At 65.0% G+C, this 18,151-nt stretch carries 10 protein-coding genes; 4 read left to right on the forward strand and 6 right to left on the reverse strand.

The window, feature by feature from the left end; translation table 11 throughout:
• Positions 1–11: 11 nt before the first annotated feature.
• The 3 genes from tssL to FNJ84_RS02805 form a co-directional block, all read right to left on the reverse strand.
• Positions 12–1,769: a type VI secretion system protein TssL, long form gene (gene tssL / locus FNJ84_RS02795; protein ID WP_143791379.1), complete on the reverse strand. Its 1,758-nt coding sequence runs from the start codon at positions 1,767–1,769 to the stop codon at positions 12–14.
• A complete protein-coding gene (tssK, locus tag FNJ84_RS02800; RefSeq protein WP_143791380.1) occupies positions 1,769–3,103 on the reverse strand; it encodes a type VI secretion system baseplate subunit TssK in 1,335 nt (444 codons plus the stop codon). Before tssK ends, tssL begins: the two co-directional genes overlap by 1 nt.
• Before the next feature lie 86 nt (positions 3,104–3,189).
• On the reverse strand, positions 3,190–10,086 hold the full coding sequence (locus FNJ84_RS02805) for a hypothetical protein (protein WP_221931914.1): 6,897 nt from the start codon (positions 10,084–10,086) through the stop codon (positions 3,190–3,192).
• Positions 10,087–10,350: 264 nt separating this feature from the next.
• On the opposite strand from FNJ84_RS02805, the gene FNJ84_RS02810 reads away from it, so the two are divergent.
• Positions 10,351–11,712, forward strand: coding sequence for a pitrilysin family protein (locus FNJ84_RS02810; protein ID WP_143791382.1), 1,362 nt, complete (start codon positions 10,351–10,353; stop codon positions 11,710–11,712).
• Positions 11,709–13,058, forward strand: coding sequence for a pitrilysin family protein (locus tag FNJ84_RS02815; protein WP_185968396.1), 1,350 nt, complete (start codon positions 11,709–11,711; stop codon positions 13,056–13,058). Before FNJ84_RS02810 ends, FNJ84_RS02815 begins: the two co-directional genes overlap by 4 nt.
• Positions 13,059–13,145: 87 nt before the next feature.
• Here FNJ84_RS02815 and FNJ84_RS02820 read toward each other — a convergent pair whose 3' ends face one another.
• Positions 13,146–13,325 (reverse strand): hypothetical protein, encoded by a 180-nt coding sequence (locus FNJ84_RS02820; RefSeq protein WP_143791383.1) that lies wholly within the window; start codon positions 13,323–13,325, stop codon positions 13,146–13,148.
• Positions 13,326–13,453: 128 nt separating this feature from the next.
• Here FNJ84_RS02820 and mutL point away from each other — a divergent pair, with 128 nt between their 5' ends.
• Together mutL and FNJ84_RS02830 are read left to right on the forward strand one after the other, a co-directional pair.
• On the forward strand, positions 13,454–15,301 hold the full coding sequence (gene mutL / locus FNJ84_RS02825; RefSeq protein ID WP_143791384.1) for a DNA mismatch repair endonuclease MutL: 1,848 nt from the start codon (positions 13,454–13,456) through the stop codon (positions 15,299–15,301).
• A 42-nt stretch (positions 15,302–15,343) separates the two neighbouring features.
• Entirely contained in the window at positions 15,344–15,715 is a 372-nt protein-coding gene (locus tag FNJ84_RS02830) for a DUF3775 domain-containing protein (RefSeq protein WP_143791385.1), read from the forward strand.
• Positions 15,716–15,721: 6 nt separating this feature from the next.
• Here FNJ84_RS02830 and FNJ84_RS02835 read toward each other — a convergent pair whose 3' ends face one another.
• Together FNJ84_RS02835 and FNJ84_RS02840 are read right to left on the reverse strand one after the other, a co-directional pair.
• Entirely contained in the window at positions 15,722–16,909 is a 1,188-nt protein-coding gene (locus tag FNJ84_RS02835; RefSeq protein ID WP_143791386.1) for a PQQ-dependent sugar dehydrogenase, read from the reverse strand.
• A gap of 93 nt (positions 16,910–17,002) precedes the next feature.
• Positions 17,003–18,151 (reverse strand): saccharopine dehydrogenase C-terminal domain-containing protein, encoded by a 1,149-nt coding sequence (locus tag FNJ84_RS02840; protein WP_143791387.1) that lies wholly within the window; start codon positions 18,149–18,151, stop codon positions 17,003–17,005.

Consider the following 18,151-nt stretch of genomic DNA (forward strand, 5'->3'; position numbering starts at 1 on the left):
GCCGAGGATCCTCAATAGGTGCCCTCCTTGGCCAGCATGATCTCGACCCGGCGGTTCTGCGCCCGGCCCTCTTCGGTGTCATTGGCGGCGACGGCATCGGCCTCGCCCTTGCCTTCGACGCGGAACCGTTCGGCATCGTCGATGCTGCCGGCCAGCGTGTCGGTCACCGATTGGGCACGGGCCATCGACAATTCCTCGTTATTCTTGAACCGTCCGGTGCCGCGCATCGGCACGTTGTCGGTAAAGCCCTGCACCAGAACCGGCCCGCCCTCGGCGTTCAGCACCTGGGTGATACGGCCGGCCAGCGGGGCAAATTCCTCGCGCACCTCGAAGGCGCCGCTGTCGAACAGCAGCTGGTTGCCCACCCGGATCGAGATATAGTCGCCCTTCTCATCGACACTGATCAGCCCGTCGGCGATCTCGGCAGCAAAGGCCTCGCGGATACGGTCCAGCTGTTCCTGCTTGGCGACATAGACCGGGCCGGGGGTGCGTTCGATGGCGATGATGGCGCTGCCGGGATGCAGCGCGCGCAGCGCCTCGGCTGCGGCGGCACCATCGCGATTGATCAGCGTCGACAACAGCGCATATCCGCCCAGCAGCAGGATCGCCGCGCCGCCAAGAATGGCGGGCACGGAAACAGCGGCAAAGCGCCGGCCCTTGCCCTGCACCACCGGCGCCCAGGTGACGGAAATATCCTCGTCCGGGCGCGGCGTGACGCGGCGCAGGGTTTCGTAGATGGCATTGCGAATGCGCGACAGCTCGACCCCGCCATTGGGCATGGTGCGATACTGGCCCTCGAATCCGAGGTTCAGGCATGTCAGGATCAGGCCCAGCAGGTTGTAATACTGCCCCGGCGCCTGCATCGCCTTTTCGGTTTCCTGAAAGAACCCCACCCCGGAATCGCGCTTGCCAAAGAACCGCGCGACCATCGAATATTGCAGCCAGTCGCCCCGGTCAGCGCCGGGCAGGTTCTGGACAATGTCATCGGCCGTGCCCGACAGGACATATTTCGACACCGCCGCCTCGTGCGGGCTCACGCCGGCCGACAGCAGGTTGCGTTCGAACTGGTCGATCTCGCGGGTCACGTGATCCATCAGCGGCGCGGCCTGCATCTCGACCAGCCCGGTGCGCAGCCGGCCCAGCAGGATCAGCAGCGGCGCGGCGGCCGCAAGGATCGGGTTGGTCGAGGCGCCCTTGCCCAGCCCCTTGACCTGCAAGGCCTGTTGCAGAGGAATTTTCGGGCCTTGCATCGGCGCGGCCTGCTGGCCGCGGTCGCGCGGGATATCGGGGAAAAAGCCCCGGTCGCCGCCCGGTGCCTGACCAATGCCGCCGCCCTGCCCCTGCCAGCCCTGATAGCCGCCCGGTTGCTGATAGGCCGGCTGCTGCGGGCCACCCAGCCAGGTATTGCCCGATGATTGCGGCGGCGCGCCGCCCCAGCCCGGCGCCTGGGGCTGCTGGCCATAGCCACCACCATGGCCCCCCGGCTGCTGGCCAAAGGGCGACCCCGAGGGCGAAGCGGGCGCGCCGCCCTGTGATCCGTATTGCCCCGGCGCCGGCCCAGCCCCAGGCCCGCCGATCACCGTGCGGTCATCTGCGCCGGCATCAAAGCCACCGGGCTGCTGATCGCGGCGACCGAAGGGGCTGTCGGATTGCGGCAGGTTGGTCTGTTCGCGCCCGCCCTGGCCCTGTTGACCAGGGCGCCGGTTCTGGCCGCCACCGCCGGACAAAGGCCCGCCGAAAACCGTCTTTTCGTCGTCGCGTCCTGCCATCAACCCTTCTCCGGTATGGCCCACAGCTCCAGCTTAAGCTCGGGCCAGTCACCGGCGAAATGCATGCCGATGGCGGGGGCGGTGGAAAATTCGCGCCACAGCGGCACGTTCTTTTCCAGCCGGAAATAGACGTTCGACGACAACACCCTGATCTGCCGGGGCGGGTTCGGCAGGTGCTGCAACGGGATACCCGGCAGGTTGTTGTTGACGATCTCGTTCATGCGGGTGTTCGGGCCGACCTTGCACAATTCGGGGAACTGGGTCTGCACCTGACCTTGCGGCTTGGCGCTTTCGACCTCGACCACGAAGGTCGCCTCGCGGAACAGGTTGCGGTCGTCGACCTGCGCCAGATAGCTGTTCTGCCGCACCTGCCGCAGCTTCAGCCGGATCGCGCGACCGATATCGCGGCTCAGCAGGCGCTGGATATCCTGCACGACCGGCGAAAAGCTGGCCTTGGGATCGCCGTGGTCATAGGCCTCGTATTGCGGGGCAAGCCGGCTGGCATTGTCAAAAGTCGCCAATTCGCAGGCCAGCGCGACCAGCCGTTCATACAGCCGTTCCGGGTGCACCGCATGCATCCCGTTCAGGTGGCGCAAAACGCCGATCTCGCGGTTCAGACACATCAGCATCAGATAGTCCGATGCCTGCATCCCACCCCCGGCCGAGGGATCGCTGGCATAGCGCGCCAGTGTTTCCAGCCGCGCCTCGATCCAGCCGATCACGCGGGTCAGCCAGCCCAGAACCTGCGGATGCGCGCCCAGCACCAGCGAGGGCGGCGGAATCGTATCGTCGAAACTGACCACGCCGTCGCGCACCTCGGTAATCCGCGCCAGACGCAGGTTCTGATAGCCAGGGCGCGGGGTCTTGCGCACGGCCAGTTCCAGCCGGGGCACGGCCAGCTCCAGCACCTGCTCGATCCGGGCGCTGCTGGCGCTGTCGCCGACCGTCTCGGCCACCACACCCCAGCGGGTCGTGGCATTGCCTTCGTCCAGGGGCGAGGCATCGCGGGTATTTGGGGACACATCGGGCAGGGTCAGCCAGACGAAACTGCCGGCGGCATCGTCGGGAACCTCGATCGCGGTGGGCAGCCGGCCGGTGCCGGGCGCGTCAAAAGGCGTGCCATCCGGCATGATCCCGGTCACGGCGCGCAACCCGATGCGGCCCTGCTGGGCCATGTCGCGGTCGATCTGCATCTCGACCACACCCCAGGGATAGGGCGTGATCACATCGGTCCGCGCACGGACCAGATTTTCCAGATAGCGGTCGGCCTGTTGCAGATGTTGCGGCTGAAGAAACAGCCCCTCTTTCCAGGCGACCTTGCTGAACCAGGACATTGGCTTCCCCGTATAATTGTATCAGCGCCGGGCGCGGCGCAGATTCCGCGACACGGCCTGCTTGGTCAAGACCAGAACGATCTTTCTCAGAACTGCAACCGCACCTGCGCCGTCACGCCATAGCTGTCCAGCACATCACCTGTCCGGCCATCGACCCGGATCGAGGCGTTGAACTGGCGCGGCGAACGGGCGCTGCCCGACTTCAGCAGCTTGGAATAGTTGGCCCCGAAGCTGAGTTCCCCATAAGTGCCCAGGTTGCTGGAAGCCAGCCCGTCGGTCCGGTCGACCGCGCCCGTCGCATCGCGCATGATAAAGACCGACGACGTTTCCGGCGCAAAGTCCTTATAGACCGTCGCGGTGCCAAAGGCGTGGATGATCGATTCCTTCTGCTGGTTCACAAAGGTCTTGGACACCGTCCCGCCGATAAAGCCGACGCGGTTCTTGCTGTCCTCGATCTGCAATTCAGCGTCCTGACCAGTCGCGGTATCGCGGTCAAAATAGATCGTGTCCACCGACAGGTTCGAGAAGGCAAAGCCCGCCGTCGGCACGAACATCCAGCCTTCGCGCGGCAGCGTGTAGGCATAGCTGACGGCACCGCTGATCGTGGTGGCGTTGCTGTCGAACTCCGAATCGCTCAGCTGCAAGCCTCCATTATTGTCACCGATCGGTTCGTTGTTGATGGTGAACGAAGTGCGCTCGCGGCGGGCCTGAAGGTCCAGGAACCAGCGGCCGCGGCTGGCCGTGGCATAGACACCGCCATAAAGCTGACGGAAATCGCCGTGGTTGACGCTGCCAAGAACGCCGGTCAGCTGCGAGGGGTCGGTCGGATCGTTGACATAGATCGGCTGGGTGGTCGTCCCGTCGTTGACACCGCCCATCACGCCAACCGCGACGTTCCAGCCGCTGACGCTTCCTTCGAAACAGGCCAGGTCGCCGCCGAATTGCAGGCCGCGATAGCTGGCCTCGATCGAGCTGCCGACGGTGAACTGATCGCTGGAGGTCTGGCCCGTCGCACTGGCGCGACCGGCAACGGCACGGGCCCAGGCACCCGCACCGCAGGGCTTGTCGCCCGCGCCGCCGGCAAGCCCCGGAACGAAGGGGCTGGACGGCCGGTTGACGACCGAGCCGATAAGGCTTTGCGTCAGCGCCAGGTTGCCGGCCAGCGCACCAAGCGCCGGGTTGATCGAATCCATCATGTAAAGATCGCCCGACACGCTGTCGCGCGACACCGAATAGATGATCCGTTCACTGGCTGGCGGCAGGTTCTCGACATCATAGGTAAAGTTGTTGGCGCTGCCCTGGCTGCCATCGACGTCAAAGACCAGGATCCGGCGCGATTCATCGGTTGCCGCCGGTTCGGTCACGTCATGGGTAAAGCTCAGCGTGATCTCGCCGGTCACGGCACCGCCCCGCACCACCACCAGATCCGATGCCCCGGCCCCGCCATTCGCATCCAGGTCAAGATACAGGTTATAGGTGCCGGTGCCGCTGACATTGCCGTTCACGTTCAGCACATCATCGGCCGCGCCATCGGATGCCATGTCGACAGTGCTGTTATTGGCAAAAGCCCCGTCTACGGTAAAGCTGGTGCCGGCGGTATCGGCCGCCCGACCCACCATGAAATCACCGATATTGTGCAGGCTGCCGATCTGCCCGCCATTCAGGCCCAGCAGCGTGCCCCGGTTGTCGACAGCCCCGTTCAGGGTGCCGCTGACCGTCAGCTGATTGCCGGCGCGGTTGATATAGCGACCTACTTCCAACTGGACGGACCGACCAATCGTGAAGTCGTTGAACGCATCGAAGGCACCGCGAACCCGCAACGCCCCATCCAGCGAGATCGCGCTGTCCTCGGCATAGATCAGGTTGCCGGTGATCAGCCCTTGCAGCGAGGCCTGGCTATTATTGACCAGGTTGCCGGTCAGCCGGTTGTTCAGATCGAATGTGCCATCATTGGTGACATCGCCAACCAGATTGCCGTTGACCGTAACGGTCGAATAGGCGTCGTTCGTCAGTCCACCCGCAGCCGTCACCGTGGTATTTTCCGTCACCACGAAGGCCGCCGGATCGCCGGGGGCAAGCTGCGGCTGGCCCGGCACGGTCATCCCGCCGGTCAGCGGCTCGCGCCGGTTGATGATCTGCCCGTCAACGACCAGATCGCCGATCGAATCGAAACTGCCGCCTTCGTTGATCAGATCGCCGGTGATCCGCCCCGCCAGATCCACATCGCCACGGTTCGTCACCTTGCCATCAATGGTCCCGCGCAGGGTTGCGCCGGTTTCGTTGCGCAGATCACCGGTCAGGGTCGAGCCCTCGGCCATGCGCATCCGCACGCTTGACAGGTTCACCAAGCTGTCGCCGACGGTCACATCCCCGCGAATGACCAGTGCGCCGCTGCCCAGGTTGCGCAGCAGGCCATCGACGGTCAGGCTGCGATCCGTATCAACGGTCAGCGTGCCGCCACGATTGGCGACCGCGCCCACCCGCAGGCTGTCGATGATCTGGATCGACTCGCGGCCCGCATCGGCATCGGCCAGGTTCGTCAGGGTGCCGGTGATCTGGCCCGACAGGCTGGCCAGCCCGGCGTTCTGCATGTCACCCGTCAGCACACCCTGAAGCCGGGTCGAGCCGCTGTTGCTCAGATTGCCTTCCATACCGTTGCGCAGCCGCAGGTCGCCAGCATTCCTCACATCGCCGACGATGGTGCCATCGGCCAGGATCACGCCCGACACGCGGTTCTCGATCTGCCGGTCCGAGGTCAGCGTAGCGCCTTCGGCGATCACCAGATCACCCGCATTGCTGACCCCGCGGGTGACCCGCAGATCGCCCACGATGCTGGTCCGGTCGGTATCGGTATTTACGGTGGTCAGGCGCCCGGCCAACAGTCCCGACAGGTCTGCCGTGCCCTCGTTTTGCAGGTTGCCGACGATGCTGTTGGTCGAGGTCAGGATCGCGCCTTCGCGGTTGATCACATTGGCAACGATCCGGCCATCATTGGTCAGCGTTCCGGCACTGTTGGTAAAGGTATCGGCCTGAATCCGGCCACCGCGGTTGATGGTGAATTCACTCTGGTTGTCAAAGCTGCCTATCTCGACCATTTCGCCGCCGTTCCGCACAAGGAAGGTGCCGCGGTTGATGATCTCGTTGTCGCCCTGGCCGGTAACCGTGGCCCTGACATCGACGCTGCCATCGGGGCTGTTGGTCAGATCGTCGATCAGTTCGGTATCAAAGGTGTAAACGATCCGGTTCGTGTTGTTGATGTCACCGTTGATGATGACATGCCCCTCCAACACGCCAGCGTTATCGACCGTGCCGTTGATACGGATCTCGCCAAAGGCGCCGGTCGAGATGGTCCCATAGTTCAGCAGGGTCCCGGTCACCTCCAGCAGCGAGCTGTTGGCGTTCTGCGTCAGCAGCGCGCCTTCCTGATTGGTGAAATTACCCTCGACATAGGTGGTGCGGCCGGATGCGCCATCCAGGGTAAACGTGCCCGAGTTCAAGACATTGCCGATGATGGTGCCGCCACTGAGAATCCGGCCCCCCTCGTCATTGGTTATATCGCCGGCAACCGTGCCGCCATCAATCACCAGCCGCCCGCCGACCTGGTTGGTGACGTTGGCATTCAGCCGGCCGGTCACGGTGGTCACCGCGCGGGCCTTGTTCACCAGACCGCCATCGACGGTCGCATTGGTGCTGGTCACGTTCAGAACGTTGCGGTTTTCAAGCTGGCCGTCGATCTGGGCAGCCCCGCCCAGGGTCAGTGTGCCGGTGCCGATGTTCAGCACATTGCCGTCGACATTGCCGTTCACCGTGGCTGTGCCGCCATTGGCCAGGCTGCCGGCCAGGGTGCCGGTCACGCCAACATTGACGGTGCTGCCAGCGCGGTTCTGCACGTCCAGCAAACCGGGCACCGAACGGCCCAGGGTGCCGCTGACATTGATGGTCGCGCCCTGCCGGTTGACCAGTTGGTCACTGGTCATGTTCAGGCGGTTGCCCGCAAGAATGTTGGTGCGGCCCTGGCTGTCCAGCCGCGTGATCTGGGAATCGCCGGTGATGTTCAGGATCGAACCGGCGCCGACGTTGCTGGCGATCTGGCCCACGGTGCCGGACAGGTTCAGCGTGCCGGTATTGGTCGCGTTCCCGCCGATCGTGCCGGTGATCGTCGCCGTGCTGGTGTTTTGCAGGCTGTTGGCAATATTGCCGGTCACGGTCAGGTTGCCGGCGTTGGTCACGTCCAGATCGGTCAGAATCCCGGCCGTGCCGATATTGCCTGTGACGATGGCGACGCCCTGGGCGTTGTTGATCAGACTGCCGGCATTGCCCGTCAGGGTCAGGCTGCTGCTGTTACCGACCTGCCCGGCGACATTGCCGGTCAGGGTCAGGTTGCCCAGGTTGTCGACATTGCCGGCCTGCCCCCCGCCCGCGATGACGTTGCCCACGATGTTGGCGGTGCCGCCGGCGTTGTTGCGCAGCAGCCCGGTGATCGCCGCGACCTGAGCGGTCGTGCCGAATGTCGCGCTGAGGTTGTTCGTAAACCCGCCTTGCAGCCGCACCGCGCGGCTGCTGTCATCACCGCCAAGGATGGTGCCGTTATTCGTCGCCGCGCCGATAATGGTGGCGCCGTCCAGCGTCACGCTGCCGGCGCTGTCGACCGTCAGTTCACCCTCAAGCCGTCCGCGCAGGATACTGTCGCTGTTGCCCGAGATGACCAGCCGCGGCGCAGTGATCGTATAGGCCCCGCGCTGATCCACCTTGCCCGTGGCGCGGATCACCCCGTTTGACACCAGGTTGGCCTCGGATACCCGCAGTTCGCCGTTCGCACCGATCATCAGGTCCAGCGCATCCGGGCCGCCAACCGTCACCGTCATGGTCGGATCGCCCGCATGGACGCCCACGGTCGTGACCCCGCCGTTGATGGTAAGCCGGCCGTTGACATTGTTGTTCAGCTGCGTCGCCGCTGCCGAGGTCAGGTTGCCATTGACGACCCGATTCACCGTCAGCTGCGTCGCCGAGGCATCGTTCACAAGGGCGCCATTCACCGCCTGATCCACCGTCAGCGTGCCCCGGTTTTCCAGCGCCGCGTAGGTGATGTTGCTAAACTCTGACACCAGCGCGTCATCGGTGCGCGCGTTGATCACCGAGCCGCTGACGGTCAGCGACGTGCCGGTAAAGCCGGAATCCGTGCCGGTAAAGGTCAGGTTGCCGGCAATCCCACCAGCGCCCGTGAACGTCCCGCTGCTTTCCACGGCGCCGACGATGGACGACCCGGCGTCAAGGTTCAGCGTGCTGTCATTGACCAACCGCTCGGTCGTGACCGTGACGCCCCCAAGGACGTTCAGATTGCCGCCGGTTACCTCGATCACGCCACCGGCAGGCGCGCCGGACAAGCCATTCACCGCCAAGTTGCTTGAAATGGTGGTGGTGCCGCCGGCCACCTCATAGCTGCCGTTGATAGTACCCCGGATGTTCGCAGTGGCATTGGACGTGACCGCGCCGATCAGCGTGCCCCGGCTGTTGAACAAGCCCGCGTTGTGGTTGATGGTCGTTGCGCCCAGCGTATTGCCCGCCGCAATATCGACCCCGCCGGTATTGATAAACTCGTCCAGCCCGGTCATTTCGGTACCGGCAGCGCCGGCCAGCCACAATGTTCCACCGTTGGTAAAGTCTTGGCTGTTGCCGATGACGTCCTGCGTGACGGTTGCCTTCGCAGTCGCATTATTGACGAAAGCGCCATTCAGCTGCGGCACATGCGCCAGATCCAGCCCCAGATTGCCGTTCGCGGCCCGCCCCGCCAGACTGTTGTTGATCGCCCCGGACAGAACGACAGTATTATTCAGAACCGAGCGGTCATGGATATTGATCGTGGCGGCCTGAATCGTCAGCGTGCCGCCGGCGGTCCCGCCATCCAGAATATCGTAGTTTTCGAACGTTCCGGTGGCCTGCAAGATCCGGTTGCTGCTATCGACAACCTGGATCGTCCCGCTGACGCCGGCATCAGCCGAGCCGTTGGTGATGGTGCGCGGCGCCACCTGCGTGCCGAAGGTGACATCTGCGATCAGATTCACCGTGCCGGTGTTTGCCAGACCGCCGCCATAGTTGCCAATGCCCAGCGACAAATCGCCCAGGTTGGTCAGACGGCCATCAAGCTGGGCCGTGCCACCGCCAACCGTAACGTCGGCGCCACTTTGGACCACCAATCCACCGACACGGGATACGATGACATCGCCCTCGCCCGCCAGCGTCAGCGTGCCGGTGATCCGCGATGCCGCATTCAGATCGACGGTTCCATCCGCTGCCACGATCACATCGCCCGTGACCGTGCTGCCCGCAGCCATCGTCAGCCCGCCACCGACGTTGACACTGTCCTCGACCTGCAACTGGCGACCCGTTGCGATCGTCAGCGAGCCGGCGGCAACATCGACACCATTGACGACCGCCGCGCCCTCAATCGTCACCGCGCCGTCGATGACGGTATGGACGTTCAGGATCAGCGCGCCGCCATCCTCGACCCTCAGCAAATCCCCAGACAGCGTCTGCGTGCCGGAATTGCCTGCGGCGACGGGGTCGTTGAAGGCAAAGGTCCCCTCGGTGACGACGATGCTATCGGCGCTGATCTCATCGAAGAAGCCGCCATCAATCTCGACGTTGATCGTCGTTCCGACCTGCGAAGAGCCGAAAAAGGCATCGTCATTGCTGTCGAAATCGGTCAGGTTGGTATCGTATCCGCTGTCGCGCAGGCGACGCCAGTTGTTGACCGAGCCATCCCCCGTCCAGACACCACCCGAGATCGGATTGGGCGGCGTATCGCTGTCGACAGGAACAACGTTGTCGCCGTAGCTGTAGAACAGTATCCGCGCATCCGCCTGAACGCCCGACAGGCAGAACAGCAAGGTTGCCCCGATCAGGGCCGTGCTTTGCCGAAATCGCGACAGGCCAAATTGCAGGGCTGTCATGTGATCTTGGCGGTTGCTGACCGGGAAAACCATTCTACTCGTCCTTACGCTCGGGGGGCATGCGCGCTAGCTACTCAACAGGACATAAAAATCAAATCAAATCGCGCTTGGCCAGAGCGAATTGGGCCAATCTGGCCTTATAGGCAGGGCGTCTGCCGCGATTTTCGTGTCGTCGGCAAATTAGCCACGTCATGAATGCAGCCGGTCGGGCGCGCATCCCCGACACAAACGCGCGAGCCTGTCTTGCGTCCGGTCGCCGCTGGCTGCACCTTCCAGACGACCCTGACGGAGCTTTCGATGCGCAACCTTCTGCTGACGGCCTTGCTTGCCGTTCTGCCCGCGGCCTCACTGGCCGAGATGCCCGAGGGCATCAGCCATTTCACCTTGCCCAACGGTCTGGAAACCGTCGTGATCGAGGATCACCGCGCCCCGGTCGTGGTACAGATGGTCTGGTATCGCATCGGTTCGGCGGACGAGGCGCCGGGCAAATCGGGGATCGCACATTACCTGGAACATCTGATGTTCAAGGGCACCGACAAGCTGGCGCCCGGCGAATTGTCCAAGACCGTGACCGCCAATGGCGGCAAGGACAATGCCTTTACCTCTTACGACTACACCGCCTATTTCCAGCGCATCGCCAGCGATCGCCTGCCGCTGATCATGGAAATGGAATCGGATCGCATGGCCAATCTGAAGATCGGCGAGGATGACTGGCAGGCGGAACGCGACGTGGTGCTGGAAGAACGCGCCCAACGCACCGACAGCGATCCGCGCGCCCTGTTCGGCGAGGAACGCAACGCGGTGCAGTTCTATAACCACCCCTATGGCCGCCCGGTGATCGGCTGGCGCGCCGAGATGGAGGGGCTGACCCGCGACGACGCGCTGGCCTGGTATGATGCCCATTACGCCCCCGACAACGCGATCCTGATCCTTGCGGGCGATGTCACCCCCGAACGCGCCCGCGAACTGGCCGAACAGTATTACGGCCCCATCCCGGCCCGCGCCGATGACACGCCGCGCATCCGCCCGCAGGAACCCGAACAGGCATCGCCCCGTCGCATGCAGCGGGTCGATGCCCGCGTTGCCCAGCCAACGATGATCCGCACCTCGCTGGCCACCGAACGCAACCCCGGCGACCAGAAACGCGCCGCCGCGCTGACGGTGCTGGCGGAACTGCTGGGCGGGTCCATGCAGACCTCGGTTCTGGGGCGCGAACTGGCGCTGCCGGGCAAGGCGCTGTGGGTGGGGGCGGGCTATGACGGGCTGGCGGTCGATCCGACGACGTTTTTCCTGTCCATGGTGCCCGCCGACAACCTGACCCCCGAACAGGCCGAGGCGCAATTCGACGCCGTGCTGGCGAAATTCCTGAAAGACGGTCCCGACGCCGAAGATCTTGAACGTGTGAAAACCGGCATCCGCGCCGCCCGCATCTATGCCCAGGATTCCGCCCATGGTCGGGCCTATGATTACGGTCAGGGCCTGACGACCGGCCTGACCATCGAGGATGTCAACGACTGGCCCGACATTCTGGCCGAGGTCACCGCCGATGACGTCATGACCGCCGCCCGCGAAGTGCTGGACAGCGATGCCAGCGTGACCGGCTGGCTGCTGCCCGCCCCTGCCCAGGATGCCAACACCAAAGAGGAGACGCAGGGATGATCCGCGCCGCTTTCGCCCTGATCCTGACACTGCTGGCCGTCCCGGCCCATGCGATCGAGATCCAGCAGGTCACCTCGCCCGGCGGCATCAAGGCCTGGCTGGTCGAGGATCACTCGATCCCCTTCACCGCCGTCACCTTCAGCTTCAGAGGCGGCGCCTCGCTGGATGCGGCGGGCAAGCGCGGCGCCATCAACCTGATGACCGCGACCCTGGAAGAGGGCGCCGGCCAGATGAAGGCCACCGAATTTGCCCAGACCGCCGAGTCGCTTGGCGCGCGGTTCAGCTTCGACGCCGGCGACGATTCCCTGACCATCGGCTTTCGCACCCTGACCGAGAATCGCGATGCCTCGGCCGATCTGCTGAAGCTGGCGCTGACCCAGCCGCGCTTTGACGATGACGCCATCGAACGGGTGCGGGCGCAGGTGCAATCAATCATCCGGTCCGAGGCGACCGATCCGCAGACCATCGCCGCCAAGGAAATGGCGCAGCTGGCCTGGGGCGATCATCCCTATGGCAGCTCGGTCAACGGCACGGCGGAATCGGTCGGCAAGCTGACGCGGCAGGATCTGGTGGTGGCCAAGAACAGCGTTCTGGCCCGCGACCGCGTCCTGGTCGGCGCGGCAGGCGACATTACCCCGGATGAGCTGGGGCTGATGCTGGATACGATCCTGGGCGGGCTGCCCGAAACCGGCACCGCGCCGCTGCCCGAACAGGCCCAGTTGCAGCTGACCGGCGGCGTCACCGTTGTTGACTGGGACAGCCCGCAGACCATCGTGACCTTTTCCGGCCCCGGCCTGCCCATCGAAGACCCCGACTATTTCGCCGCCACCATCGCCAATCACATCATGGGCGGTGGCGGGTTTTCGTCGCGCATGATGGACGAGATCCGCGAGAAGCGCGGGCTGACCTATGGCATCGGCACCGGGCTGGCGACCGGAATCTATGGCCAGACCTGGGCCGGCGGCATGGCCAGCGCCAATGCGAAGGTCGGCGAAGGCGTCGCCCTGATCCGTCAGGAATGGGACCGTATGACCGAAGGCGTGACAGAACAGGAACTGGCCGATGCCAAGACCTATCTGACCGGCGAATACGCGCTGCGCTTTGACGGCAATGGCTCAATTGCGGGCATCCTTGCGGGGATGCAGCTGATCGGCCTGCCCGCCGATTACGTCAACACCCGCAATGCCATGATCGAGGCCGTCACCGCCGAGGATGTGCAGCGCGTGGCCGAACGCCTGCTGGATGCCGATCAGTTGCGCTTCGTGCTGGTTGGCCGCCCCGAGGGCATCGCCGCCGAGGCAACCGAGGCCCAGGCCGACGACGGATCGGCCCCGGAAACGAACTGATCCAGACGACAAGACCGCAGGCTGGTTTCCCGGCCTGCGGTCCGTGATCTTTCTGTGCTGGGCAAGCCCGACACAAGCCGGCAATGATCAGGGGTTAACCCGCACCGCACCAGTGCCGCCCGCAGCGGCACCCACCGCAGCGCCCACCGGACCGGCCACCGCAAGGCCAGTCGCACCGCCCGTCACCGCACGGGTCTGGGCATTCGGCCCGCAGGCAGCAAGGGCCAGCGCCGAAACGCATGCCAGAACAGTAACAATCTTGTTCATCTTTATTCCCCTCTGGTTGAATTTGCTTCGCAGGCTCAACGCACGGTGCTGCATCGGGTTTCCGGGATTGGAAAGATCGCAACAGGATTTGCTTCCCGCACCCACCTCGCGATGCTATATCTAGCGACATGAACAGCCACGCCCCCAATATCCGCCCCGTTATCCGGCAATTGGACGAAACCGCCGCGAATCGTATTGCGGCGGGCGAGGTGGTCGAGCGCCCGGCCTCGGCCGTCAAGGAACTGGTGGAAAACGCGCTGGATGCTGGCGCCAGCCGCATCGAGATCACCATTGCCGATGGCGGCAAAAGCCTGATCCGCGTGTCTGATGACGGCTGCGGCATGACTTCAGGTGACCTGCCGCTGGCTTTGGCCCGACACGCCACCAGCAAGATCGACGGCAGCGACCTGCTGAACATCCGCAGCTTTGGTTTTCGGGGCGAGGCGCTGCCCAGCCTTGGTGCTGTGGGTCGGCTGACCATCACCTCGCGCGCAGCGGGTCAGGACGGCGCGATGATCGCCGTCACAGGTGGGCGCATCGACCCGGTTCGCCCCGCCGCCGGCAATCGCGGCACGGTGGTGGAACTGCGCGATCTGTTCTTCGCCACGCCTGCCCGGCTGAAATTCCTGCGCACCGACAGGGCCGAGGCGCAGGCCATCGCCGATGTGGTGAAACGCCTTGCCATGGCCGAGCCTTACGTCGGCTTCACCCTGACCGATGGCGACCGCATGGTGTTTCGCGCCGATGCCGAACAGGGCGAGTTGTTCGGCGCGCTGCAAGCCCGCCTTGCCCGCGTCATGGGCCGCGATTTCATCGACAACGCCCTGCCCATCGACGCCACGCGGGACGAGATCACCCTGACCGGCTTTGCCGCCCTGCCGACCTATTCGCGCGGCGCTGCGGTGGCGCAGCATATCTATGTCAACGGTCGCCCGGTTCGCGACAAGCTGCTGATCGGTGCGCTGCGGGCGGGCTATATGGATGTGCTGGCCAGTGGCCGCCATCCCGCCGCCGCCCTGTTTCTGACCTGCGATCCGCAGCTTGTGGATGTGAACGTCCACCCCGCCAAGGCCGAGGTGCGCTTTCGCGATCCCGGCCTGGCACGCGGGCTGGTGGTCAGCGCCCTGCGGCATGCGCTGGCAGGTGCCGGGCATCGCGCCTCTTCGACGGTGGGTGCGGCCACGCTTGGCGCGTTCCAGCCCGAAACACCGGCGGCCCCGCGATCCTATCAGATGGATTATCGCGCCAACCATGGAAGCGCCCCCGCGCGGCAGGCCGCCTATCTGGCGCAGGCGCCAATCGCGCCCGCCTTTTCCGCACCCGGCTTTGCCGAGATGCCCTCGGCCCGGATGGACCCGGTGGCCGACAGTTCTGCCCAGCCTGAACCACTGACGGCACCGCTTGGCGCCGCGCGCGCCCAGATCCACGAAAATTACATCATCGCGCAGACGCAGGACGGGCTGGTCATCGTCGACCAGCACGCCGCGCATGAACGTCTGGTCTATGAGCGGCTGAAGGCCCAGGCCGAGGCCAATGGCATCGCCTCGCAGGCGCTGCTGATCCCCGAGATCGTGGACCTGTCCGACGCCGATGCCGCCACGATCCTGACGATTGCCGATGATCTGGCCCAGCTGGGCCTTGTGATCGAACCCTTTGGCGGCGGCAGCATCGCCGTGCGCGAAGTTCCGGCCCTGCTGGGCAAGCTGAACGCCGCCGCGCTGATCCGCGACATTCTGGATGATCTGGCCGATCAGGGCGCATCGGACCGGTTGCGCGGGCGGATCGACGCGGTTCTGTCCTCGATGGCCTGTCATGGCTCGGTCAGGTCAGGGCGGCGGATGACGGCCGAGGAAATGAACGCCCTGCTGCGCGAGATGGAGCGGACGCCGAAATCCGGCCAGTGCAATCACGGCCGGCCCACCTGGGTCAAATTGCCGCTTTCCGATATCGAACGCCTTTTCGGCCGCAAGGATTAAGCGCAGAATGACGCCGGGCAACAACAGCGCCCGGAGGATATCATGCTGCAAATCTCGTCCGACAAGATCGCCCATATCATCATCCGCGCCCGCGAATATGGCAGCAATATCAACGCCTGGGCTGATAGCGGGCAGCGCCGTCAATACGGCACCCGGACCGAGTTGCACGATTTCATCGAATCCCTGAACGAGGATGAACAGGCCAGTCTTGTCGCCCTGATGTGGATCGGGCGCGACAGCTTTGACGCCGATGACCTGGACGAAGCCATCGCCACCGCCCGCGCGGAAAAGACCACGCCGACCGAGGATTATCTGATGGGCGAGCCGCAGCTTGCCGATCATCTGGAAGCCGGGATGGCCGCGCTTGGCCTGTCACCCGAGGATGCCGAGGACGATCTGCAAAAACCCGTCTGATCCGGGTTATTGCCCCCGCGTCACGCGGATCATCTGCCCTTCCGGGTCATCGGTCAGCAGCATGATCGCACCATCGCTGGCCACCTCGACATCGCGAATGCGCGCCATGTCCTGAAAATGCCGCGCCTCGCCGGTGACGCGGCCATCCTCGATCCGCAGCCGCACCAGCGCCATCCCGGCCAGCCCGCCGATCAGGGCATCACCCTGCCATTCAGGGAACATCGCGCCATCATAGAAATCCATCCCGCTTGGCGCGATCACCGGATCCCAGTAATAGACCGGCTGCTCCATGCCATCCTGTGCCGTCAGCCCCTCGGCCAACGGGTCGCCGCTGTAGTTCTGGCCATAGCTGATCACCGGCCAGCCATAATTCTTGCCCTGTTCGGGTCGGTTCAACTCGTCCCCGCCCTGCGGGCCATGTTCCACGGTCCACAACGCGCCGTCAGGGCCAAGCGCGGCGGATTGAAGGTTGCGATGGCCAAGCGACCAAAGTTCGGCCTGACCCGTCGCCAGATCAATCCGCACCACCTTGCCGATCTGGTTATCGGCCGATTGCGCCAGTTGAGCGGATTCGACCTCTTCGCGGTCGCCGGTGGTGACGAACAACCCGCCCCGCCCGTCCAGCACCAGGCGCGAGCCGTAGTGCCCCAGCGTGTGCCAGGCCGGATCCTGACGAAAAATCACCTGCGCATCCTCGATCGCCGTGCCATCCGCCGACAAGATGCCGGTGGCCACGGCCGTGCGGGTCGCGCGGGCGCGGCGCAGGTTCTGAACGATGCTGCGCCACATCGGGCGGGCCTCGGAAAAGCTCCACCACAGGCGGCGGGTTTCGGCGAAGTCATCGGCAACGATCACGTCCAGCAAGCCGCCCTGCCCGCGATTGTCCAGATCCGGCAGGCCCGAGATCGGGTCGGACAGATAGCCATCAACATATAACAGCCGCATCCGGCCAGGGCGCTCGGTCAGCAGCCAGCTGCCATCGGGCAGTTCCGCCATGCCCCAGGGATGTTCCAGCCCCTCGGCCATGACGCTGCGCGCCAGCGGCACGGCATCCGCCAGAACCGGCGCGCGGGTCTGCCCCGGAAAGGCCGGCTGCTGGCCTGGCGCATTGGGCGCGGCGGCGTTGAAATCCTGCGCCAGGACCGGGCCGGCCAGAAGAATGGGGAACAGGGCGACGGCAACGGCGTGATGCATGGGCTGTCCTTTGCTGATGGCAGTCTTATGCCACGGCCCGGCGCCACGTCCAAGCGGTGCGGGCCGGACCACAGGCGCAGCCCGCTGTCCCGGTCAGGCCTCGTCTGATCTGAGGTGGTTGACCTTGGCCATATGCTGCGCGATCTGGCCCACCTCGACCAGCCAGCCCGCGACCAGTTCGGGATCATCCGGCGCGGCATGGACGCCAGCGGGTATCCGGCCTTCGCGGACCGCATCGACGGCCATGGCGACCGGGACGGAAACCAGCTTGGCCATCGCGGACCCCGCCGTGTTGCCATGCGCATCCAGCACCCATTCCTTGTGCCAGACGGTCTTGCCGCCGCGTTCTGCCCGCAAGGCGACGAACAGCACCACGCGGTCGGCCTCGCCGGGGGCATAGGCGTTGCGGCGCCAGAAATCCTCGGCCATCTCGCGCAGCCGCGCCTCGCCCGCCGCGCCTTGCAGGGTCTCGATCTCGGTGAAAACCGGGGTCCAGGCCTCTTGCCAGCCCTTCAGCCGGATGGTGCCGCGCACGAATTCCTCGATCTGCCAGTCGGGGTCAAAGCCGTATTGCGCCACGAAAGGCAGGGAATCGCGGTTGGGATAAACCTCGAACCGCTCGGGCGTGGGCAGGGGCGCGTCATAGGTCTCGATCGCGTGCCAGGGGCGGGCCACGTCGCGGATCTGCCCGTCGCGGATCGACTTGGACGGCGAGCGCAGCGCCCGCAGCACGCCAAGCGGCGACCAGCTGAACTTGTAGCGGAAGGTGTTGATATGTTTCGGCACGCCGCCGCAATACGAGGTGAAGCTGATCACATCGCCGGGCTTGGCCATTTGCCGATAATCCGCCACCAGCTCATGCGCCATCAGGTGATCAATGCCGGGATCCAGCCCGACCTCGTTCACCAGCGCCACGCCGGCCGCCCGCGCTGCGCCATCCAGCGCCGCCATTTCCGGCGAGATATAGCTGGAGCTGACGAAATGCGCGCCCTTGTCGATGGCCAGTTGCGCCAGCGGCACATGCTGGTCGGCAGGCAGCATCGAGACGATGATATCGCCGCGCGACAGCGCGCCGGCCAGCGCCTCGGGCGAATAGGCGCGGATGTCGTCGGTCAGGTCGCCCACGGCCTCGCGCGCCTTGGCCTCGGTGCGGTTCCAGACCACGACGGGGCGCCCCTCGCGGATCAGGCGGCGCAGGCCCGGAATGGCGGACAGTCCGGTGCCGATCCAGTGGATTGTCAT

It is taken from the genome of Paracoccus sp. M683, from assembly GCF_007096355.1.
GTDB lineage: Bacteria > Pseudomonadota > Alphaproteobacteria > Rhodobacterales > Rhodobacteraceae > Paracoccus.